The organism is Euzebya rosea, from assembly GCF_003073135.1.
Lineage (GTDB): Bacteria > Actinomycetota > Nitriliruptoria > Euzebyales > Euzebyaceae > Euzebya > Euzebya rosea.
Genome location: NZ_PGDQ01000001.1, coordinates 209,012 through 230,610 on the forward strand (window position 1 = coordinate 209,012; position 21,599 = coordinate 230,610).

Annotated in this window: 15 protein-coding genes; 4 read left to right on the forward strand and 11 right to left on the reverse strand. The window is 72.8% G+C overall.

Annotated features, from left to right (window positions below; genetic code table 11):
* Positions 1-2: 2 nt before the first annotated feature.
* The 3 genes from kaiC to CUC05_RS00850 are packed head-to-tail and all read right to left on the reverse strand — an operon-like array spanning position 3 to position 2,727.
* Positions 3-1,514: a circadian clock protein KaiC gene (gene kaiC / locus CUC05_RS00840; protein WP_205712061.1), complete on the reverse strand. Its 1,512-nt coding sequence runs from the start codon at positions 1,512-1,514 to the stop codon at positions 3-5.
* Positions 1,511-1,810 (reverse strand): circadian clock KaiB family protein, encoded by a 300-nt coding sequence (locus CUC05_RS00845; protein WP_108664177.1) that lies wholly within the window; start codon positions 1,808-1,810, stop codon positions 1,511-1,513. Before CUC05_RS00845 ends, kaiC begins: the two co-directional genes overlap by 4 nt.
* The gene (locus CUC05_RS00850; RefSeq protein WP_157965058.1) at positions 1,807-2,727 is read right to left on the reverse strand and encodes a response regulator; all 921 of its coding nucleotides are present in this window, start codon (positions 2,725-2,727) and stop codon (positions 1,807-1,809) included. Before CUC05_RS00850 ends, CUC05_RS00845 begins: the two co-directional genes overlap by 4 nt.
* A gap of 176 nt (positions 2,728-2,903) precedes the next feature.
* On the opposite strand from CUC05_RS00850, the gene CUC05_RS00855 reads away from it, so the two are divergent.
* Positions 2,904-3,755 (forward strand): PHP domain-containing protein, encoded by an 852-nt coding sequence (locus CUC05_RS00855; RefSeq protein ID WP_108664179.1) that lies wholly within the window; start codon positions 2,904-2,906, stop codon positions 3,753-3,755.
* Between the two features lie 29 nt (positions 3,756-3,784).
* On the forward strand, positions 3,785-4,330 hold the full coding sequence (locus tag CUC05_RS00860; RefSeq protein WP_108664180.1) for an FHA domain-containing protein: 546 nt from the start codon (positions 3,785-3,787) through the stop codon (positions 4,328-4,330).
* A 334-nt stretch (positions 4,331-4,664) separates the two neighbouring features.
* On the opposite strand, the gene CUC05_RS00865 is transcribed toward CUC05_RS00860, so the two are convergent.
* From CUC05_RS00865 to flhA, 7 genes are all read right to left on the reverse strand, one after another.
* On the reverse strand, positions 4,665-5,501 hold the full coding sequence (locus CUC05_RS00865; RefSeq protein WP_108664181.1) for a PhzF family phenazine biosynthesis protein: 837 nt from the start codon (positions 5,499-5,501) through the stop codon (positions 4,665-4,667).
* Between the two features lie 83 nt (positions 5,502-5,584).
* Entirely contained in the window at positions 5,585-6,712 is a 1,128-nt protein-coding gene (locus CUC05_RS00870; protein ID WP_108664182.1) for an NAD(P)/FAD-dependent oxidoreductase, read from the reverse strand.
* Positions 6,713-6,758: 46 nt separating this feature from the next.
* Positions 6,759-7,007, reverse strand: coding sequence for a carbon storage regulator CsrA (gene csrA / locus CUC05_RS25810; RefSeq protein ID WP_108664183.1), 249 nt, complete (start codon positions 7,005-7,007; stop codon positions 6,759-6,761).
* A gap of 93 nt (positions 7,008-7,100) precedes the next feature.
* Positions 7,101-7,457 (reverse strand): hypothetical protein, encoded by a 357-nt coding sequence (locus CUC05_RS00880; RefSeq protein ID WP_108664184.1) that lies wholly within the window; start codon positions 7,455-7,457, stop codon positions 7,101-7,103.
* Positions 7,454-8,116, reverse strand: a complete 663-nt coding sequence (locus tag CUC05_RS00885) for a PilZ domain-containing protein (protein ID WP_157965059.1) — start codon at positions 8,114-8,116, stop codon at positions 7,454-7,456. The genes CUC05_RS00880 and CUC05_RS00885 overlap by 4 nt, the downstream gene beginning before the upstream one ends.
* On the reverse strand, positions 8,113-9,681 hold the full coding sequence (locus CUC05_RS00890) for a hypothetical protein (RefSeq protein ID WP_108664186.1): 1,569 nt from the start codon (positions 9,679-9,681) through the stop codon (positions 8,113-8,115). Before CUC05_RS00890 ends, CUC05_RS00885 begins: the two co-directional genes overlap by 4 nt.
* The gene (gene flhA, locus CUC05_RS00895) at positions 9,659-11,797 is read right to left on the reverse strand and encodes a flagellar biosynthesis protein FlhA (RefSeq protein WP_205712062.1); all 2,139 of its coding nucleotides are present in this window, start codon (positions 11,795-11,797) and stop codon (positions 9,659-9,661) included. Before flhA ends, CUC05_RS00890 begins: the two co-directional genes overlap by 23 nt.
* 275 nt (positions 11,798-12,072) lie before the next feature.
* Here flhA and CUC05_RS00900 point away from each other — a divergent pair, with 275 nt between their 5' ends.
* Both CUC05_RS00900 and CUC05_RS00905 read left to right on the forward strand, forming a co-directional pair.
* Positions 12,073-17,136, forward strand: a complete 5,064-nt coding sequence (locus CUC05_RS00900; protein ID WP_157965060.1) for an apolipoprotein A-IV repeat region-like domain-containing protein — start codon at positions 12,073-12,075, stop codon at positions 17,134-17,136.
* Positions 17,133-20,654 carry a serine/threonine-protein kinase gene (locus tag CUC05_RS00905; protein ID WP_108664189.1) on the forward strand — a complete coding sequence of 1,174 codons (3,522 nt, stop codon included), beginning with the start codon at positions 17,133-17,135 and terminating at the stop codon, positions 20,652-20,654. Before CUC05_RS00900 ends, CUC05_RS00905 begins: the two co-directional genes overlap by 4 nt.
* Here CUC05_RS00905 and CUC05_RS00910 read toward each other — a convergent pair.
* Positions 20,640-21,569, reverse strand: coding sequence for a MinD/ParA family ATP-binding protein (locus tag CUC05_RS00910; protein ID WP_108664190.1), 930 nt, complete (start codon positions 21,567-21,569; stop codon positions 20,640-20,642). The genes CUC05_RS00905 and CUC05_RS00910 overlap by 15 nt on opposite strands.
* Between the last annotated feature and the right edge of the window lie 30 nt (positions 21,570-21,599).

The following is a 21,599-nucleotide window of genomic DNA, read 5'->3' on the forward strand; positions in this document are numbered from 1 at the left end:
GGTCAGGTCCCGTCGAAGAGGTTGGCCACCTCGTCCAGGGCGTTGGTCACCACGTGTCGCGGGGTGCCGGCAAGGATGCCGGTGATGTCGCGGAACGGCGCACCGACGTGCATGCCCGTCCCGTCGATCCTGAACTCCCGGATGCGCTTGTCGTGGGTGGAACCCCGTAGCTTCAGCACGGTGAGCCCGCGACGGATCTCCCCGCCGGTCTCGACGTACCGCAGCAGGATGATCATGTCGGTCAGCGTCGAGATGTGGGCCTCGGTGGTGGACTCGCCGCCCAGCAACGATCGGGCCGTGGCGGTCAGCAACGCCGCGATCTGACGATGCTTGATGAACGAGGTCAGCCCGATGAGGAACTCGCGGAAGCTGCGTTCGGGGGCGATGCGCTCCAGCGCTGACAGGCTGTCGACCGCCATGCGGGTGGGGTTGAACTCCTCCACGGCCTGCTTGATCGCCACGAGGTGGTCCTCCAGGGACATGACCTCCGGGTACGCGCACTCCACCCGCAGCGACCCCTCCGCCTCCATGCTGGCGAAGTCGCGGCCCCAGCCCGCGGCGTTGCGGTACAGCTGGGCCCTGCTCTCCTCGAAGGCCAGGATCAACGATCGTTCGCCCCGCGAGGCGCCGCCGTCGATGAACTCGGTCACGAGGAGGGTCTTGCCCGTTCCCGTGGCCCCCGAGACGAGGGTGACGGAGTCGCGGAACATCCCCCCGCTGCACATCTCGTCGAGCTCCTCCAGCCCCGACGTGATCCGTTCGGTGGTCGACCCGGCGGTCAGGTCCGTCCCGGCGAGGGTGATGACGACGATCCCCTGCCCCGGGAGGATGGTGAACGGGAACTCACCGGTCAGGTGATCGATGCCCCGCATCTTCAGGACCTCGATGGTGCGGCGGCGCGACTCCTCCTGCAGCACGTTGCGGAGCACGAGGACGTTGTCGCAGACGAACTCCTCGACGCCGAATCGGGCGATCTCGCCGTACTCCTGCGTGCGTTCGCTGGTCAGGACGGCCGTGACCCCCAACGACCTGAGGCCGTCGGCCACCCGCGCCAGCTCCCGCCGAACGCCGTGTGGTTCGGCGAAGCGGGTGAACACGGCCCCGACGGAGTCGATCGCCACCCGCTTCGCACCGGTGGTCCGGACCGCGTGCTCGATGCGCGCGAGCAACGCCACGAAGTCGTAGCGTCCGATGACCTCCTCGTCCTCCGAGGGGTCATAGGAGACATCGATGAACGCCCACTTCCCGGCCTCCTCGAGGGCGGCGATGTCGAAGCCGAGCGCTGCGGCGTTCATGCGGATCAGGTGCGGGCGTTCCTCGAACGTCACGAAGACCGCCGGCTCGTCGTACTTGCGGACGCCGTCGATGAGGAACTGCAGGGCGAACACGGTCTTGCCGCTGCCCGCCGATCCGCTGACGAGGGTCGTACGGCCGGCAGGCATGCCACCGTGGAGGATGTGGTCCAGGCCCGAGTTGCCGGTCGGCACGCGGTCGATGCTGGGAATGGGCGTCACAGGTTGGAGATCTCCTCGTCGCTCGGGACCCCGAGGTCAAGTGCGGCGGCAAGCCGCTGGATGTCGCTCAGGTCGCCGATGGCGCGTCGAATGGGGGCGGGGGTGAGCTTCACGACGGTCGGCGTCGCGAAGATCCGGGCGTCTTCGGCCAGGTCGGGGCGATCGACGACGTCGATCACCTCCAGCTCCCAGTCGTCGCCCAGCAGCTGGTTGCACAGCCGTCGGAGGTTGGATGCGGCGCGGATCGCCCGAGGACTCTCCCCGCCGATGTAGAGGCGTAGCCGGACGGCCTTCACGAGGGCCTGCCTTCGTCGGGTGGCGGTGGCTGTTCGAGGGGCGTGAGCAAGCCGACGGCGCGCCCGACGGCCTGTGCACGGTAGTAGGACGCAAGGTGGCCGAGCACCTGGACCAAGAGGATCTGGCCGGCGTCCATCAGGGCCCGGACCCGACCCCGTCCCACGCCGTCGGTGAGGTCCCGGAGGGCGGCAACGTGCACGTCGACGACGTCGCGTGGGGTGACCCGGAGGAGGGCGACGTCGCCGGCCAGCGCCTTCGCACGGCTGGCCACGTTGTAGTCGACCTCGAGTCCGCGTTCCTCCACGTACTGCGCCACGAGCTCGCCGTACTGCGTTCGTGCCGTCTCGAAGACGTCCGGAAAGGTCTCCGACAGCGACGATCGGCCGGCCGATCGGGCGGCAACGCTCGTGCCGCCGGCGCCGAGGGACTCGAGGACGGCGATCTGCTCCTCGGCAGTCCGCCGTCGGGCGAGCACGTCGATGATCGACAGGAAGTACCGGTGGCGTGCCAGCGCGTGCCGGATGCTCCGCAGCAGCGTGTCGCGGTCGTAGTCGCCCTTGCGGAGGAACTCGTTGGCCCCCGCGGCCAGCGCCATCTCGCCGAACTCCTCGTCCACGGTGCCGGTGACCACGATCACCGGCACGGCCGGGGCCGTCTGGACGATCCGCAGCAAGGTGTCCAGGCCTTGGGAGTCGGGGAGCTCCAGGTCGAGCAGCACGAGGTCCACGTCGTCCACGTGCTCCAGGGCGGCCTCGAGGCTGGCGGCCGCGACGACCTCGGTGCTGAACCCGTCGGCCAACGGTCGAGCGCCCACCTCGATGGACAGGTAGTCGCTGAGGTGGGGGTCGTCCTCGACGACGAGGACCCGGACCGTTCGGTCGGGTCCTCGGTCCGATGACTGCGGATTGCTGGGCACCACGATGAGGATGACCCGTCGTGCGCGGGCCCGCCATCGTCCGATCTGATCAGTTTCGCCGTACGTACGGATGTCGTGGGTGCGGTGGCGGTCCTGCGTACGTACGTGGTCGCGGTTCAGGGGGTCAGGGCGAGGGGGGCGGCGTGGACGTCACACCCCCTCCGTACGGTGCGTGCATGGCCTTCGACCTCCACAGCCACACCACCTACTCCGACGGGCATGCCGGCCCCTTCGACCTCGCACGCATGGCCTGGGCCGGGGGACTCGACGGGCTGGCTGTCTCCGACCACGACACGACGGCACACTTCGAGGAAGCCGCCGAGGCCTGCGCCACGTTCGGGTTGTGCTGGGTGCCGGCGGTCGAGCTGTCCGCAGAGGTCGCTGCCGCGCCCGGCACCGGGGACAGCCCACGATCGGTCCACCTGCTCGCCTACTTCGTCGACGCCGAGGGGCCCCTCTCCACCGAGCTCGAGCGCCTGAGGACCGCCAGGCGTGACCGGGCGCTGGCCATGGTGGACGCGCTCAACGCCCACGGCGCCGACATCGATCCCTCTCCCTTGCTCCAGATGGGGGACACGGTGTCGCTGGGGCGTCCCCACGTCGCCCGTCTCATGGTGCGATCCGGGTTGGTCCCGACGACCGGTCAGGCGTTCGCGCAGTGGCTGGGGGAGGGATGCCCCGCCTACGTCCCCAAGGGCGCGCTGGATCCGGTCCGATGTGTCGAGCTCGTCCGCGCCTCGGGCGGTGCAGCGGTCCTCGCCCATCCCACGTGGGGTGGGGTGGATCGGGGACTGCTGGATGCCATGTGCACCGCCGGACTGGCCGGCATAGAGTCACCTCGCGATCAGTACGAGCCGGACGCAGCCCGCGCCTGGCGCCGGATCGCCGCACAACGTGGTTTGGTCGTGACACACGGCAGTGACTTCCACGGTGAGGCACAATCAGCCAGCATGGGATCCATCAGTACTCCCGTCCCCATGGTCGAGGCGCTCCGAACGCGGGCCGAAGGAGAGGTCAGAACGTGGTAGGACCAGCGAAACGGCTACAGCCGCTGCCCATGTTCGTCGTGACGAGCGACGGGCCACTGAAGGGTCGTGTCCTCGTGATCGAGGCCGACGAACAGATCCTCGGCCGTCGGTCGACGTCGGACCTCGTCATCGACGACCCGCATGTCTCCCGCGCTCACGCGACCATCAGGAAGACGGCCGGGGCGGTCCTCATCGAGGACCTCAAGTCCACGGGTGGCACGTGGGTCAACGACGAGCAGGTCTCGGGTTCGGCGGCCCTCAAGCACGGTGATGTCGTGAAGTTCGGCAACATCGAGACCCGCTTCGAGGACCGTGGCGCCAACATGCAGGGCGACGACGACACCGAGGTGCTCGAGATCGAGCCGTCGGAGGCCAAGCCGATCCTGTCCCCGCGGCAGGGCGAGGTGCTGGAGTTCCTCAAGGAGGGACTGACCAACCCCGAGATCGCGGAGAAGCTCGGCGTGACCGAGCGCACCGTCAAGGCCCACTGCCAGGAGGTCTTCGACCGCCTCGGCGCCCGCAACCGCACCGCCGCCGTGGCTGCCGCGATGCGCATGGGGCTGTTCGAGGACTGAGGTATTCCCGCTCGGGTGTCGTCCGGACGCCCGAGGTCCCGCCGTTGCAGCGGTGACGTCGCCGGTACAGTGTGCTGCGCCGGTCGGTAGTGGTGTTCACCCTCCACAAACCCGCTCGGAGACTTTCGTCTAATGATGTGGCTTGCACCATCGGTCTCGTCGAAGGGTCCTCGTGACCTCGGTAGGTGACATCGATGGGTGGGCCCGTACCAGCCTCTCGGCTCCCGCCGAGCTGGCCGGAGTGGGAAACCGCTCTGAGACGTTGCGTTACGGAGGGTGGACACCGGTACCGACCGGTGTCGTGTGCCGGCTGCGCACGTCGACCTGGGTCCCGTCAGATGGCCGCCGCGTGTCCGCTGACGCGGATGCCGCCCGTCCGCGGGATGTCGACCACCAGCGTGCTGGGACGTCCCATGTCCGCTCCCTGCCGGACGGTGACCGTCGCCGGGGGCTCGACGTGGCCGTGTGCGCGCAGGTAGCCACCGAGCGCTGCCGCGGCCGCACCGGTCGCCGGGTCCTCCACGACCCCGCCGACGGGAAACGGATCGCGGGCATCGAACCCGTCCGCGGTCGGGACCACCACCTGGATGGTGGTCCAGCCCTCATCGGTCATCAGCTGCTGCAGCGCATCGAAGTCGTAGGTCATCCCGGCCAGCACGGCGCGGTCTGCCAGGACGAGGACGGGATGCCACACACCGGCGAACGCCACCGCGGGCGTCCAGTCCGGATGGAGGACGTCGGTGGTCCATGCGAACGTGGCGAGCAGGGCATCCAGACGAGCTGCGGTCAGGGGTGTGGTACGGGGGTCGACGGACTCCAGCGTCGCGGTTGGACCGTCGCCGTCGGAGGACGTCTCCACGACCACCTCACCGACGTTGGTGACCAGCACGTAGGTGCCCTCACCGTGCGCGGCCGCCAGCGCCACACCCGAGGCGATGGTCGCGTGGCCGCAGAAGTCGACCTCCGCGAGCGGTGACCAGTACCGGGTCTGCCAGCGGTCGATCCGGCCGGGCGACGCCGGGGCCAGGAACGCGGTTTCGGAGTATCCGACGTCGGCTGCGATCGCCAGCATCGAGGCGTCGTCGGGCAGGGCCTCGGCGATGTGGACGCCGGCAGGGTTGCCACCGGCAGGGTCGGTGGTGAACGCGGCGAGCCGCTGCAGGGAGTCCATACGGCGATGCTGCACCCGCGGCGGGGGCCACGTCGAGGGCCACGTCGGGCGGTTCCGACGGTGGGGATCCCTCGAGGGCGCACTCAGGGGAGGCTGACGAAGTCCTGGTGGTGGCGCACCGCGGCCGGCAGGCCGCCGACGGTCAGCAGGTGGCGCACGTCGATGGCGTCGTGCAGCAGCGGGGCGAGCCGACCGGTCAGCGGGTCGGTCAGGGGAACCGGTCCGACCTGGGCGACCGCCTGGCCGTCCCCGAGCGGGAGGACCCAGCCGATGTGGCGCAGCCGTCCGGCCCTGGGCCGGACGCCCTCGGCGATGCGAGCGGCGTTGGCGCCGGCGAGGCGTCCGGCACGCACCGCGACCTGCGCGGTCTGTGGCAGGACCCGACCGCCCGGTCCCCGGTGCGCAGCGATGTCCCCGGCCGCCAGGACGCGGTCGTGGCCGCTGACGCGGGCGCAGCGGTCGACGACGAGGCGCCCGTCGGTGGTCGGTGCGTCGGGCAGCAGGGCGTTGCCGTTGCTGGCGTAGCCGCCGGTCCAGACCACGAGGCCCGGCACGGTGGTCCCGTCGTCGAGGTCGGCGCCCTCGGGACCGACACGTTCCAGCGACACCCCCGTCCGGATCCGTACCCGTCGGTCCCGGAGGACGTCGCGGGCCCGGTCGGCCATGCCCACGGGCAGGGAGGGGAGGATCCGATCAGCCATCTCCAGCAGGTGCACGCGGAGGTGGGGATGGGCGGCGGCTGCTTCGCCGGCCAGCTGGGTACCGGTGGATCCGGCCCCGACGATCACGAGGGACTCGGCGGTCGGGACCAGCTCGCGGAGGCGCTTGGCGTCGTCGGGGTTGCGCAGCGTCCAGGCATGGTCCGTCAGCCCCGGGACGGGCGGTGCCGATGCCTGTGCACCGGCCGCGAGGACGAGGGCGTCCCACTCGATGCCCCGACCGTCGGCGGTCGCCAGGGCCCGCGCCCGGTGGTCGATGCCCTCGACCAGCTCGGTGACCAGCGTGACGCCGGGCAGCAGGTCGGCCAGGGGTGCGTCGGCGTCGCCGATCGGGCCGACCCCGGCGGCGACCGTGGCCAGGCGGGGCAGGAACCCGTGGCGGCCGTCGGCGTCGACGAGCGTCACGTGCGCGCGGCGTTCCAGGGCGGCACGCGCAGCCATCACGCCCGCATAGCCACCCCCGACCACGACGATGCGAGGGGGTGTGTGCATGTGTCCAGTGTCCCCCACGTGGGCCGACGGGATGCCGGCCAGCCGGTCAGTCCTGCGTCGACCCGGTGCCGGGTGGCAGCAGCTTGCTGAGGTTGGCCATGGCCGCCTTCGACGGCGACGCAGCCGCCTGGTTGGCTTCCTGCAGCTCCGCGTACACCTCTTCGCGGTGCACCGCGACCGAGCGCGGAGCCTTGATCCCGAGTCGGATCTGGTCGCCGCGGACGTCGAGCACCGTGATCACGATGTCGTCGCCGATCATGATGCTTTCGTTGGCGCGGCGGGTGAGCACCAGCATTGCAGGCCCTTCCGTGGAGGCAATCGTTCCCGAGAGCCTACTGCCGGTCGCCGACGAGGGTGGGGCGCCGCCACCACTCGGGCGCCCGGAGTCCTAGCTGGCCACGGCTGCGTCCACCGGCTCGACGTGCGGCGGCATGGTGCCCATGGGGCCGCCGTCGGACATGCGGCCGCTGGCTGTGGCGGCCATCTCGCGTTCGCGGATCTCCAGCAGCTCCCGCTCGACCTCGGCAGCGTCGTCGCGGTGCTGGGCGAGGGCGTTGCTGTGGGCGTAGTGCTCCACGAGCCGGGTCACGCCGGTGACGCCGGCCCAGGCCAGCGCGAACGCGGCGGCGTAGGCGACGCCGGACTCGAAGAGGGTTTCGGGCCGCGCCATCATGTCGCGCAGCGCGGGCATCCCGAAGACGACGGAGAGGGCAAGGATCGCGGGGAAACGCATCGCGTTGGTCATCTGTGCTGTCCGTTCGAGCGGGCCCGCACCTGGGCGGTGAACACGTGCTTGCGGATCATCGTGGCGGCTGACGCGGGGATGGGGCCGAACTCCAGTCCCACCTCCGCACCGGTGTGGTTGGGGGTGTGACGCACCACACGGCACGGGACCCGGTAGCGGGTCGTGCCGACGGTGATGGTGGTGGTCACGTGGGTGGACGGGAGCAACGTCTCGTGGCCGATGGAGGCGCGTGTGCCACCCTCGCTGAGGTCGATCGTCTCCCCGTGGACGGTGCGCTGGCCGTCGTGGATGGTCAGGTCGACGGTCACCGGCGCACGGAAGAACCGGCGACGCTGGTGGGTGACCGAAGGCCCGTCGGGCGCGAGGTGCAGCAACCCGCTGCTGAGGCCCAGCACGACGCAGTGGCGTTCGTGGAGTCCGTCGACGTCGGACCACCGGAGCTGCAGCCGGCCCCCCTTCGGTGGGAGGGGTCGGGAACCCCGTGGCAGCACGGCAGCCAGCACGAGCACGTCCTCGCTGGCCCGCAGGACACGGGCCTGCGCACGGCTGAAGGCCCACTGGAGCGTGGCGACGTCGCCGCGGGCGGGCCGGCGGTCGTCCTCGACCGCGTCCTCGACGGCGTCGTGGGGCGGGGCGCTGGTCGCGGGGTCGGTGGTCACGTGCTGGTCCCCTCGAGCAGGACGTGTGCCCATGACCCAGCGGTCGCCGGCACGTCGTCGAGGTAGACGACGGGCACCTCGAGGGCGAGGACCTCGTAGGGGGTCGTGGTCTCCTCGAGGTTGCGGAGCGCCAGGCCGTCGACCCCGCCGATGCGCTCGGCCCAGGCGGCGACGTCGGCGGTCTTGCGGCCGGCATCGACCACGCCGATGACCTGGTGCGCCTCGAGCTGGTCGACCATCTCGCGCGTCCAGCGCAACGACTCGGGGCTGATGCTGGTCGGGGCCTCGACGGCGACGAACGTCGGGGTGGGCCGACGTCGCCACGACAGGCGGTCGCGTTCGGCGTCGGTCAGGTCGATGATCCGTCGCTCCGTCGGGATCGCCGAGCCCTTGTAGGAGGCGGAGGCCAGGACGACGTCGTCGCTGGAGCCCGTGACCGCCTTCGCCATGGCCCGGCACAGCTTCAGCGCCTGCTGGCGCTGCCCGACGACCACGACGACCACACCGGTGGTGTCGGGCAGGGCGGGGATGCTGGGCAGGCCACGCAGGGCGGTCATCAGGGTCGATCGAGGCAGGTTGTCCCGCTCGAGCCACGACAGCAGGCGGGCGGTCCGGTCGAGGGTGTCGCTGCCGGGGTCGGCTGGCTGCACCAGGTCGCTGATCGGGGCGACGGCCGGGCTGGAGCCCGTTGCCACGACCGGCAGCTCGTCCGTGGCGTCCGCGGCGCTGGCGTGCGCATCGACGATGTGGCCGGCGTGGCCGGTGTCGACGGGCGTCGTGGGGATCGGCGCCGTGGGTGCGGGCACGGCAGCGCTCGCGGCGTCGCTGGCGGCGAACATCTCCGCGGCCGTGGTGGCCCTGGTCCGTGCCTGGGGGCCGACGGGCATCAGCGGACGGGCCATCGGGTCCATCAGCGGTGCGGTCCCCAGCCGGCGGTCGACGGCCTCGGCGATCTCCGGGCCGGCGTCGGTGGCGATGCGGTGCAGCACGTCGTTGAAGGCGCCGCCCTCGGTGGACAGCCGTGGCATCTCCTCCGGCGCGAACGGCTCGAACGCGTGTCGGGTGTCGGGCCGCCCGTCGTGATCGCCCGACATGCCGGGGTTCCGGGGGGCGTCAGCAGCCACCGCGTGTCGGATATCGGGCCGCGGGTGGGGATCGCCCGTCACGCGGGGGGAGGGGGGAGCGGCCTGGGCGGCCTCGGCGGAGGACACCGCGTCGGCCAGACCGAGCAGGTCGGTGGGGGCGGCGGGGGACACGGCAGGCGCGGACGGCGCGATGCCGGCCCGGGCGGCGGCGACGTGAGCGGCAGCCCGGTCGAACGCGGCCTCGTCGATCCCGGGCGGCAAGCCGGTGGCGCCCGTCGCCGCACGCGGGCGGGCGAGGACCTCGAAGCGCTCCTTGGCGAAGAAGCCACCGATGCCGCCGGAGCGGATCTTGTTGGCCTCCACGATCTCGGCGTCGGCGCCGAGGTCGGCGCGGACACGACCGAGGATCTCCTCGACGGAGTCCCCCTCGAATCGCTGCGTGTCAGTGCGGTTCTCTTCAGACCGTTGCTGGGTTGCCAACGTTCACCACCCCTACGGTTTCGACCACGAGCTGTGGTCCGATCTCGGCATAGGACAGGACTGGAAGACGGGGGATCACCTGGGCGACCAGGCGGCGCAGCCCGGGGCGGGCCTGCGGGGAGCAGACGACGACGGCGCTGTCGCCACGCTGCTCGGCCTGCTCGGCCATGCGGGCGATCTCCATCGCGAGCTGCTCCGACACGGCGGGATCGAGCGCCAGGAAGGTGCCGGCGCTCCCGGGACGGATGGCCTCGAGGATGCGGTGCTCGGTCATCGGGTCGAGCACGATCACCGGCAGCCGGCTGTCCAGGGCGAGGGCGCCGGAGATGGCCGGGCCGAGCATCGCCCGGACCGACTCCACCAGGGGTTCGGTCTCCTTGGTGGCCTGCCCCTTCTCGCTGAGCACCTCGAAGATCCGGACCAGGTCGGTGATCGGCACCTGCTCCTCCAGCAGCTCGGCCAGGACGGTCTGCACGTCGCCGAGGGTCAGCTGGCTTGCGTCCAGCTCCTCACCGACGGTGGGTGCCTGGGCCTTGACCAGCTCCGACAGCGTCTTGGTGTCCGAGCGGCTGAGCAGGCGTGAGGCGTTGGTGCGCACGACCTCTGCGAGGTGGGTCGTGATGACCGACGAACGGTCGACGACGGTGGCGCCGAGCACCTCGGCCTGCTGGCGGTACTCCATCGGCACCCAGCGGGCGGGCAGCCCGAAGACCGGTTCGGTGGTCGCCTGGCCCGGCAGGGCGGCGATGCCGTTGGCGGGCTGGACGGCCCCACCGGCGCCGAGCGCCGGCTGGTCGTCGCCGATGACGAGGACATGGCCGACGGGCGCCTGCCCGCGGCCGAGCTCCACGCCGTGCAGGCGGATGGAGTACGTCGACGGGGGCAGCTCGATGTTGTCGCGGGTCCGGACCAGCGGGATGATGATCCCCAGGTCCTGGGCGACCTTGCGACGCAGCGCCTTGACCCGGTCCAGCAGGTCGCCACCGCGGTTGGCGTCGACGAGGTCCATCAGGTCGTAGGCGATCTCCAGCTGCAGGCTCTCGACCTGCACCTCCTGCAGGATCGCCTCGGGGGAGTCGGGGTTGGGCATGTGCTCCCGCGCCTCGGCCTCCTTGCGTTCGCGCTCGGCCTCCTCGGCCCGGCGAACGGCTTCCTCGGGGTCGGGCAGGCGGGAGGCGGCGAACAGCAGCGCCCCACCGACGGCCAGGAACGGCACCATCGGCAGGCCGGGCAGCAGCGACATCAACGCCACCGCCGCGCCACCGAGGCGCATGGAGTTGCGCTGGCGGCTGAACTGCACGACGACGTCGGAGCCCATGTCCCCGGCGGTCGCCGCGCGGGTCACGATGATGCCCGAGGCGATGGAGATCAGGAGGGCGGGGAGCTGGCTGACCAGCCCGTCGCCGACGGTCAGCAGCGAGAAGGTGCTGACGGCCTCGGCGACGTCCATGCCCTGCTGCAGGACGCCGATGACCAGGCCCCCCAGCAGGTTGATGACGGTGATGATGACCGAGGCCATCGCGTCGCCCTTGACGAACTTCGACGCACCGTCCATCGCGCCGTAGAAGTCCGCCTCGGCCGCGACGTCCTCGCGGCGCTTGCGGGCCCCGGCCTCGTCGATGAGCCCGGCGTTGAGGTCGGCGTCGATCGCCATCTGCTTGCCGGGCATGGCGTCGAGGGTGAACCGTGCTCCGACCTCGGCCACGCGTCCCGCGCCGTTGGTGATGACCAGGAACTGCACGATGACGAGGATCAGGAAGACGATCAGGCCGACGACGAGCGACCCGCCGATGACGAAGCTGCCGAACGCCTCGATCACCTTGCCGGCGTAGCCGTTCAGCATGATCAGCCGCGTCGTGGAGATGTTCAGCGCCAGGCGGAACAACGTCAGGATCAGCAGGAGGGAGGGGAAGACGGCGAAGTCCAGCGGACGGCTGACCTGCATGGATGCGAGGATCACGAGGACGGCGCCGGCGATGTTGATGGCCAGCAGCAGGTCCAGCAGCGCGGTCGGCAACGGCACGACCATCATGACCACGATCATGATGACCGCGGCCGGCACGACGATCGGAGCCCAGGCGCGCTTGCCCAACGTGTTGTCCTCGCGAAAGGTCAACCGTCCATGGTGGTGGATGTCTTCACGGCCGCCGATCCCTGGTGGCCGTCAACCTCCGATCGGCGGGTCCGACGTCGCCTTGAGTCATCCACGGATGTCGTTGTGTGATCGGCGCTCCCGGTCGTCGGACGGGACCACCCGGTCCGTTGGGGAGGGGAGGCAGGTCGACGCCGCGTTCTCGCGATGCGAGCATGGCGGCTCCGCTGACCCCGGTGGAGACGCGGGAGCACGCCGCCGTGGGCACGCCCCGAAGGTCCAAGCCCCGAAGGACAACAATGGCACCCGAGCAGCCCAGCGAGGACGTCGACCTCGCCGAAGCCATCAGCCAGAACCGTCAGGCCACGAAGATCCTCATCGAGATCTCCGAGCAGCTGCTGGACGAGCTGGAGGCGATCGGCGAACGCGTCAACCGCGCCGCGCAGTCCAGCGTGTCGGCGCTGGAGGGCGCGCCCGACCGCACCGCGGAGCGGATCCGGGTCGACCTGGAGTCCTCCCAGCAGGCCTACGCCGAAGCGCTGGACCGCAGCTCGGCGGCGACGACGGCAGAGGTCCGCCAGCTGCTCGGGGCCCAGGTCGAGCGCCTGCAGGACATGGTGGCGGAGGCCGCCCGGGGTGTCGACGCGGCTGCCGCCGCGCTGAGCAGCCGGTTGGACAGCATCACCAGCGACGACCTGGGACGCCTGCGTGCCCTGGTCGAGGGCACGGGCGAGCGCATCACCACCGCAGGGGAGGGGTTCGTCGAGCAGCTTCGGTCCTCCGCGGCCGAGCACCGGGAGGCGGTGGTGGCCTCCACCGCCGAGGCCAACCGGGCCGTCGGGCAGGCGGCCGAGCGTGCCGCCACGGTCATGGCCGACGCCGGCGAGCAGACCAGCCGCGGTGCGTGGGCGGCTGCCGAGGCCGTGCAGGACGTCACCGACCGCATGGCGGCTGCCGTCACGTCGTTGGAGGACGCCGCAACCCGTGCGGAGTCCCACACCAACGGCGCCGTGGACGCTGCCGGTGACCTGACCGAGCGTGCCCGGACGGCGATGGCCGAGGCGACCGATCGTGTGGCGGCGCGGATCGCGGCAGCCACCGAGGACTCCCGTGCAGGCGTCGCTGCGGCGGCGTCCCAGGCAAGCTCGACCATCGCGGAATCCGTCCGCGAGGCGCGGCAGGGTTTCACGGAGGCGGCGGAGGCAAGCGGCCGAACCGTGGCCGACCGGGCCGTCGAGGCGGTCTCCGGTGCCGGTGACCGCCTGGCCACCGATGTGGCGGGCGTGATCGACGGGCTGGCCGAGCGGGCGGACGCCGTCGGCGGCCGCATCGACGGTGTCGGCGCACAGGTGCTGGAGGTGCGCAGCGGGATCGACCGCATCGGCGACCGGCTGGATGGTGTCGCCGAGCGTGTCGGCGGGGTCGGTGGCCATGTCGAGGTGGTCGTCGACCGGCTCGACGGTGTCGGCGAGCAGGTGGGTGCCGTCGGGGCGCGAGTCGACGGGGTCGTCGACCGGCTGGATGGCGTCGGCGAGCGGGTCGACGAGGTCAGGGCGCAGGTGGAGGGCTTGCGGCCCGACATCGATGGCGTCGCTGGCAGGCTGGAGGTCGTCACCGAACGCGTGGGCGGGCTGGCCGGGCACCTGGAGTCCGTCGACGTTCGTGTGGTCTCGGCCACCGACACCCTGACGGCCGCCATGGGCCGCACCGTCAGCAGCCTCGACACCCGCACCTCCGAGGCGGTCGAGCAGATCACCGACGTCGTGGACGGCGTCGTCGACCGGGTGGCGGCGGCGCAGGCCGAGTCGTTGACCCTCTTCGGCCAGGTCGCCGACGAACGGCTGGTCGAGCGGATCCAGCGGATGGAGCACGGCCTGGCGACGGTCGTCGACGACACCGCCGCGAGGCTTCGCGAACGGCTCGAGTCCTCCTGGACCGTCCAGGAGGAACGACTCCTCGCCACCGGGCAGGCGTCCACCGAGCAGGCCCTCGCCTCGGTCGAGGACGCCACAGCCCGTACCGCACGTGCCGTCGACGGAGCCGCCGAACGCACGGCCGCCGCAGCTGACGAGGCCGCGACACGGGTTGCCGACCGGGTCGGCCAGCACGTCGACGCCGCCGCAGAGCGCATCGACGAGCAGCTCGAGGCGGCGGTCGTCCGGGTCGACGACCTGGTGGACAGCGCGGTGGACCGGGTCCACGCGGGCAGCGAGCGCGCAGCCGACCGCGTGGCGGTCGGGACCGAGTCGGCCGTCGAGCGGATCGTGGCGGGCGGCGACACCGCCGCCGAGCGCATGACCGAGGTGGCCGACCGGGTCGGTGACCAGCTGCTCGCGGCAACGTCGAGCGCCGCGGAGCGCGTGGCGCAGGCCGGTGCCGCGGCCACGGAGGGCATCCAGGCCGCCGGCGGCGAGGCCGTCGCCAGCATCGACCGCAGCGTCGGCGGTGTCCGGGACGAGCTGTCGGCGTCGGTGGAGGAGACCCGGGTGCGCCTGGTCGGTGTCGTCGACGCCGTCCGCCTGGGGCTGGAGGAGACCAGGGCAGGTGTTCGTGACGCAGCGGCAGACGCTGCCGCCGCCATCGAAGGGGCCTCGACCGCGGCCGGCGAGACGATCGCCGACCGCGTGGCGGCCACCGAGCAGCACCTCACCGGGACCGTCGCGTCGGTCCGGGATCGCCTGGCCGATGCGGTGGCGGCAGCCGCCGACCGGGTGACCCGATCCACCGACGACGCCACGGCGTCGCTGGAGCTGGCGGTCACCGACGCGGCCCAGCGGAGCACCGATGCCGCCGACACGCTGCAGTCACGGGTCGGCGATGCCGAGGCCGTGATCGCCACCAACCTGGCCGACGCCGGCCGGACGATCACGGAGGGGGTCGAGCGGTCCAGCAGCGAGCTGGCCTCGCGCGTCCGGGACCTGACCGACCAGCTCGGGGACCGCGTCGACGCCAGCGCGACCCAGCTCCTCCAGCAGTCCGAGGCCGCCGCCGCGACGGTGACCACACGCACCGACGCTGCCGCCGACGCCATCGACGAGGTCGTGGACCGGGCGCGAACCGCGGTGGTCGAGGCGACCGGGGCCACCACCCGGTCCGTCGAGGAGGTGGCCGCGCGGCTCAGCACCGCCACCGACCAGGCGTCGGGGCGTATCGAGCACGCGGCGGAGGCCGCCTCGACCCGGATCGCCCAGGACGAGCAGCGGCACCTCGACTCCCTCCACACGACGCTGGAAGCCGCCGCGCTGACCGTGGGGGACCGGACCGATCGCGCCGCCCAGGCCGCGACGTCCGCCATCGAAGCCGCCGCCGCGGACGCCGCCGCCTCGGTCATCGAGCGCACCCGCGGCCTGACCGACCAGATCGCCGCGGCCGTGGCCCGCGAGTCCGAACGCCTGGCCACGGCCGTCGCCTCGGCCGACACCGCCCTCGACGGGCGCTTCGTCGACCTCGACGAGGGGACCCGTGCCGCTGCCGAGCGGATCGAGCGCAGCAGCCACGAGGCCGGCACCCGCATCGTCGACCGCGTCACGGTGGCCGAGGCCAGCGTCGTGGACGCCGGCAGCCGCGCAGCCGACCGGATCGAGGAGGCGCTGGAGCGCACCTCGGGGCGGGTCGAGGGCGTGCACGCCCGCACCGAGGCGGCGCTCGACCGCACCAGGGCAGGACTCGACGACGTGGTCGAGGCACAAGCCTCCCGGCTGCGGTCGATGCTCGACGACCTGGCCGTCACCCACACCGAACGCATCGAGGGGGCCGCAACCCACGTCGAGGAGCAGCTCCACGCCACCGCCGAGGGACAGGTGACCCGCCTCGCCGACGCGGCCGGTCGCGCCGCATCCTTGGTGCTGGACGGCGCCCGGCAGGCCACCGACGACCTGCGGACGGAGATGGGCCGCGCCGGCGGTGAGGTTGCTGGCGCAGGCCAGGAGGCGAGCGCCGAGGTACGTCGGGTCGCCACCGAGCTGACGAGCGCCATGGCCGACCACGCCGAACGACACCGGACCCAGCTCGACGACGTCGCCGGTCGCCTCGACGGGCAGGTCACGACCCTGACCGAGGCCAGCACGCTGGCCGGCGATCGGGTGGCCCGGTCCATGGACGACCTGCGCACGGCCACCGGCCGGATCGAGGCGGCCACCGCCGCGGTCGACGGTGCGGTCAGCGTCGCCACCCAACGCATCGAGCAGGCGGGTGCCAACGCCGTCCGCGCGGCGGCCGAGGACATCCGCGAGGCCGGGTCGACCGCCGCCACGCAGCTCGCCGACGTCGGCGATCGGCTGGACTCGGCGGTCACCCGGGCCGCTGATCGGTTGCAGGCGGCCGCCGGGTCGCAGGCGGAGCAGCAGATGGCCCTGGCCGAACAGCTCCGCGTCGAGGTCCAGGACACCGTCGGGGCACAGGTGCGCCAGCTCGCCGACGCCGGCGGACGGCTCGACGGCGCCGTCGGTGACGCCGAGGCCCGCCTGCTCGCCGCGGCGACCGCCCAGGCCGACACCCAGCTCGCGGCGGCCGAACGGCTGAGGACCGAGGTCGAGCAGACCGTCGCCACCACCCTCGAACGGCTCGTGGAGTCGGGCGAGTCGGCGAGCAGCCGGATGCAGGAGCGGGTCAGCGATGCCGCGGCGTCGGTGTCGGTCGCCGTCGACGGACTCCCCCCGCGGATCGAGGCCCTCGTCGACCGGCTTGCCTCTGCGACCGCACGGGCGGGCGACGTCATCACCGAACGCGCCGACCAGCACCGCGACGAGGTCCTGTCCTCCACCGCGGGGCTGCAGCGCGAGATGGACCAGCGCCTCGGCGAGACCGAACGCCGGCTGGCCGAGGCGGCGGAGGCCCAGCACCTGCGGCTGGCCGACGGCGTCGACCTGACGCTGACGCGGGTCGAGGCGGTTGCCGGCGAGACCAACACCCGCCTGCGGAGCGACATGGAACGGGTCGAGCGGTTGATCGAGGAGTCACTGCGCCGGGCCGACCGGATCGGGACGACGGGCGCCGACGCGGCGACTCGCCTGGAGGTGCTGACCGAACGGCTGGAAACCACGGTGGCCCGGGCCATCCAGGCCGGCACCGCCGCCAGCGACCGGTCGGTGGAAGGCATCGGCAACGCGGTGGAGGGCATCGGCGCCGCTGTCGACGCGGCCACCCAGGTCGTGGCCAGCCGGACCGACCGCAGCACCGAACAGCTGGTGACCACGGTGACGTGGGCCACCCGTGAGCTCGAACGCGTCGTGGCCGAGGGACGGGCGGCGCTGGCCACCGACCTCGACAGCGCCCGGGACGAGATCGGCCGCGCGGTCGCGGTCCTGGAGCAGGCTGCCGTTCGCGGCGGCTACCGTCCGCCCTCGGCGCCGCCGCCCCGGTGAGCCACCGACCCCAGGTCCGCGGTCCCGTTGAGGGGATCCTCGACGAGGGGCCGATCGGCGAGGGACGGTTCGCCCGGGTCAGGGCGGGCCGGGAGCCCCACCTCGGACGGGCCGTTGCCGTGTCGCTCCTGCGTCCGGTGGACGACGCCACGGCGGCCCGTCTCGACCGGCAGGTTGCGGCGCTGTCGGGGCTGCGGGACCACCCGGGCCTGGTCGGCGTCCTCTCCAGCGGCAGGACCGATCGGGGTGCGCCGTTCGTCGTCCAGCAGCGCATGGCCGGCAGCCTCGAGCCGGGGGCCCGACCGGTGGCGACGGTCCTGGATGTCGTGCAGGTCGGCCGCCGGATCGGTGCGGGCCTGCAGGCGCTGCACGAGGCGGGGCTCCGCCACCTCGACGTGCGGCCGGCCAACGTCCTCGTGGACCGGTGGGGCGGCGTGCGGCTGAGTGATGCCGGGATCGCCCACCTGTGGTGCGGGGCCATGGGGATCAGCCGGTCGCAGTCCCAGCCCGGCGTGCTGGCCCACCTTGCCCCCGAGGTCATGGCCCCCGAGGTAGTGGCCCCCGAGGTCATCGCTCCCGACGTGGTCGACAGGGGCCCCCTCGGGGTGGCCGCCGACGTCTACGGCCTGGCCTCGACGCTGTACACGATCCTCTCCGGGCGGCCCCCGTTCTGCCACGGCATCGCCGATCCCGCCACCGTGGTGCAGCGCAAGGTCGACGGCGACCTCGTCGACCTGCGGGACCGGGGGCTGCCCGAACCGGTCTGGGCCGTCCTCGAGCGAGGGCTGGCCGTCGACGCCGACGCCCGGTACCCCTCGGTCGCGACATTCGTGACGGCGCTGCAGCGTGCGGGGGCGTCGGCGCGCCTTGCTGCCCGAGGTGGCCCGCTGGCGCCGCCTGCCGCCACGGATCCGCCCGTCGCCACGCGACACAACCCTGCGCTCCCACCCCTCCCGCCGCAGCCCTGGCCGCCGACCGTCCGCGCCGCCGAGGACGCCCGCGCCGCCGAGGACGCCCGCGCTGCCGAGGAGATGGCGCGGGTTGCCGAGGAGGCCGGGGCCGCGCAGGAAGCGGCGCGGGTTGCCGAGGAGGCCGGGGCCGCGCAGGAAGCGGCGCGGGTTGCCGAGGAGGCTCGGGCTGCGGAGGAAGCGGCGGGGGTTGCCGAGAAGGCGGAGGCGGCCATCAGGGCGCGACGGTCGGCGACCGTGCGGATCCCGGCGCCCCCGGTCGAGCTCGCCGGGCACGTCGATCCACCTCGCGACACCGGCGAGTCCGACGCTCCGGCGCCGAACGGGACCTCACCGCGCCGGCGGCCGCTGGCGTTCGTCGCCCTCGGGCTGCTGGTCGTCCTGCTCACAGCCCTCGTCGTCCCGTCAGTGGACGAGGTCAGCCGGTCGCTCATCCGCGCCCCCGTCGTGCTCGGTCGAGTCCCGGAAACCGCCGGGGCCCCCGAGCCGGCGGTCGCCGACGCGGACTCGCAGGACACGACCGCGAACGCCGTACCGTCAGCGGACGCCGTACCGTCAGCGGACGCCGTACCGTCAGCGGTCACCCCGCCCCCGGTCGGCGCCGAGCCTGCGGTCGAGCTGCCCATCCCGCTGTCGGGTCCCGCGGTGATCCCCGCTGATGTGACGGTCGCCGCTGGGCGCGGACTGGCGGTCGGCGGACCCGCGACCGACCTTCGCCTGGGTCGGGGCGAAGGCATGGCCTGGGGCGACGACGGCGAGCTGTACCTGGCGGACCGGGCCGCCCACCGGGTCATGCGCATCGACGCCGACGGCACCGTCACCGTGCTCGCCGGCACCGGGCACCCCGGGTACAGCGGCGACGGCGGCCCAGCGGTGCTCGCCAGCCTCGACGACCCGTACGGGGTGGCGGTCAACGGGGGCGTGGTCCACGTCACCGACCGTGGGAACGGAGTCGTCCGCCGGATCGACGTCGACGGGACCATCTCGACCGTGGCCGGTGGCCCCGGCTCGGTGCTGACGACGGGGACCCCGCCCCACGGGCTGGCCGTGCGGGCCGACGGCACGCTGTTCACCACGCTGCTCGCGAACGGGCTCGTGGTGCGGGTGGAGCCCGACGGCACGGAGTCCGTCATCGCTGGCTCGGGTATCCGCGGGTCCAGCGGCGACGGCGGGCCGGCCCTGGAGGCAACCATGGACGCACCCACCGCCATCGCCGTGGACGGCGACACGCTGGTGGTGGCCGAGCTCGGGCGGCGTGCCACCGGCGGCAACCCCCCGACGGGCAGGCTTCGACGACTGGTCCCCGACGGGGAGGCCTGGCGCATCGAGGGCATCGCCGGGGGAACCGGGCTGAACCGGCCCGAGGGCGTCGCGGTGGCGGCTGATGGGGCCATCCTCGCCACGAGCACCTTCGACAACACGGTGGTCGCCGTCGTCGACGGGGTGCGGTCGGTCCTCGCCGGACGGGGTGAGCAGGGCAGCGATGGCGACGGCGGACCGGCCGTGCTGGCCAGCCTCGATCGGCCGAAAGGCGTCGCCGTGGCCCCCGACGGGACGCTGGCGGTGTCGGAGGGGTCGTCGCCGGTGGTCCGGGCCGTGGGCGCCGACGGCACGATCTCCACCATCGCCGGCACCGCTGCAGAACCCGCCGTCACACCCGCCGATGCCCTTGCCCTGGTCCTGCCGACGTCGATCGCCGTGGATCCGGCAGGCGGGTTCGTCGTCGATGACGCCGCGACCGGTGAGGTCGTGGCGATCCGCGACGGCGAGGCGCGCAGCCGGACCGAAGGGGATGCGCAGCTGTCGGCACCCGGTGGGGTTGCCGTCGACGACGTCGGCAACGTCTACGTGGCAGACCCGCTCCGGCATGTCGTCTGGCGGCTCGGTCGCGACGGGGTCCTGGCGATCGTGGCCGGACAGCCCGAACGACGGCCCGCCGACATCTCCGCTGTCGGCATCGGTGACGGACAGCTGGCCACCGACGCGCTGCTGAGCTTCCCCCGCGGTCTCGACTGGCACGACGAAACCCTCTACATCGCCGACAGCCTGGCCCACCGGATCCGGGCCGTCGGGCCGGACGGACGCATCACCACCGTCGCCGGTTCGGGCAGCGAGGCCGGGACGGCCGACGGCCCCGTGGACAGCGCGCGCCTCTCCGTGCCCCACGACGTCGCCGTCACGGGCTCCGCGCTGGTGATCGCCGACACCGGGAACCATGCCGTCCGACGGGTGGACATGGCCGCAGGGTCGGTGTCCACCCTTGCCGGCGTCCCCGGCACCCGTGGATCCTCCGGCGGAGACGGATCGACGGACACGGTCACGCTCGACCTCCCCCAGGCCGTCGACGTGCTGGCCGACGGACGGATCGTCGTGGCCGACACCGGCAACCGTCGAGTCCTTCTGCTCGACGGCGATCGAGGCGACACGTTGTTCGGCGGGGTCACCAGCGACCTGCCGCTCCTCCGCCCCGTCGACCTGGCCGTCGAACCCTCCGGCGCGGTCCTGGTGGTCGACCAGGTCGCCCGCCGCGTCTGGTCACGCGTGCCCTGACGGGGTCGGGCTCGTCCGGCGCGGGGTGTCGAGGGCGAAGCCATCGGCGACGGTGGCCGCGAGCTCCAGGAACGCGTGCCGGGTCGGGGCGGCCAGCCGCAGGGGGTCCACGACGGCCCCGTCCGCGAGGTGTGCGTCGAACGGCAGCCGGACGACGGCACGGGTGCGTGTCGCGAAGTGGGCGGCGACGGGATCGAGGTCCACCCCGTCCAGCGGCCAGGTGGTGTTGAGGACGGTGACGGCGCCCTCCACGAGGTGGCCCGCTGCCTGCTCCTCCAGCCAGTCCAGCGTCTGGTCGGCCGCACGGGACTCGTCGCTGCCGGGGCCGGCGACCAGCACCAGCTGGTCTGCGGCGTCGAGGATGCCGGCGGTCACGTTGTCCAGCACGCCCGTTCCCGTGTCGAGCACGATCAGCCCGTAGCTGCCGTTGAGCTTGGCGAGGATCCGCAGGTACTCCGCGGTGTGGTAGGTCCGGGAGGCGTCGGGATCGGCGGGGGTGGCGAGGACTTCCAGGCCCGAGGGGGTGCCGACGGTGAAACGTCGGATCGAGGTGTAGCCGTGCACGTCGCGCATCGCCTCGAGCAGGTCGCCGATGTGCAGGGCGTCCGCTCGGGCGACGCGGTGGGCCAGGGTGCCGCCATCGGGGTCACCGTCGACGGCGATCACCCGGTCGAGCCGCCGGGCGGCGAAGGCGTGACCGAGCATCAGCGCCACGCTGGTCTTGCCGACGCCCCCCTTGCGGGACGCCACGACGATCCGTCGGGAGCGTGTCAGGGGGGCCCTGGCCCGGGCGATGAGCGCGGCGTCGGGATCCTCGTGCCGTCGACGCCACCAGCGACGACGTGGTGCGGAGGTCGCGGGCCGGGGGCCGTGGACGCGGTCGGCGTCGAATGGGCTGTCCGGAGGTGGTGGCATGGAGGTGATCAGACGTGGGTCGGGACGACG

Excerpts from the sequence above, each read along its gene's own strand:
- CUC05_RS00855 (WP_108664179.1), top strand. The coding sequence starts at position 2,904 with ATGGCCTTCGACCTCCACAGCCACACCACCTACTCCGACGGGCATGCC.
- CUC05_RS00860 (WP_108664180.1), top strand. The coding sequence starts at position 3,785 with ATGTTCGTCGTGACGAGCGACGGGCCACTGAAGGGTCGTGTCCTCGTG.
- CUC05_RS00865 (WP_108664181.1), bottom strand. The coding sequence starts at position 5,501 with ATGGACTCCCTGCAGCGGCTCGCCGCGTTCACCACCGACCCTGCCGGT.
- CUC05_RS00870 (WP_108664182.1), bottom strand. The coding sequence starts at position 6,712 with ATGCACACACCCCCTCGCATCGTCGTGGTCGGGGGTGGCTATGCGGGC.
- csrA (WP_108664183.1), bottom strand. The coding sequence starts at position 7,007 with ATGCTGGTGCTCACCCGCCGCGCCAACGAAAGCATCATGATCGGCGAC.
- CUC05_RS00880 (WP_108664184.1), bottom strand. The coding sequence starts at position 7,457 with ATGACCAACGCGATGCGTTTCCCCGCGATCCTTGCCCTCTCCGTCGTC.
- CUC05_RS00900 (WP_157965060.1), top strand. The coding sequence starts at position 12,073 with ATGGCACCCGAGCAGCCCAGCGAGGACGTCGACCTCGCCGAAGCCATC.
- CUC05_RS00910 (WP_108664190.1), bottom strand. The coding sequence starts at position 21,569 with ATGCCACCACCTCCGGACAGCCCATTCGACGCCGACCGCGTCCACGGC.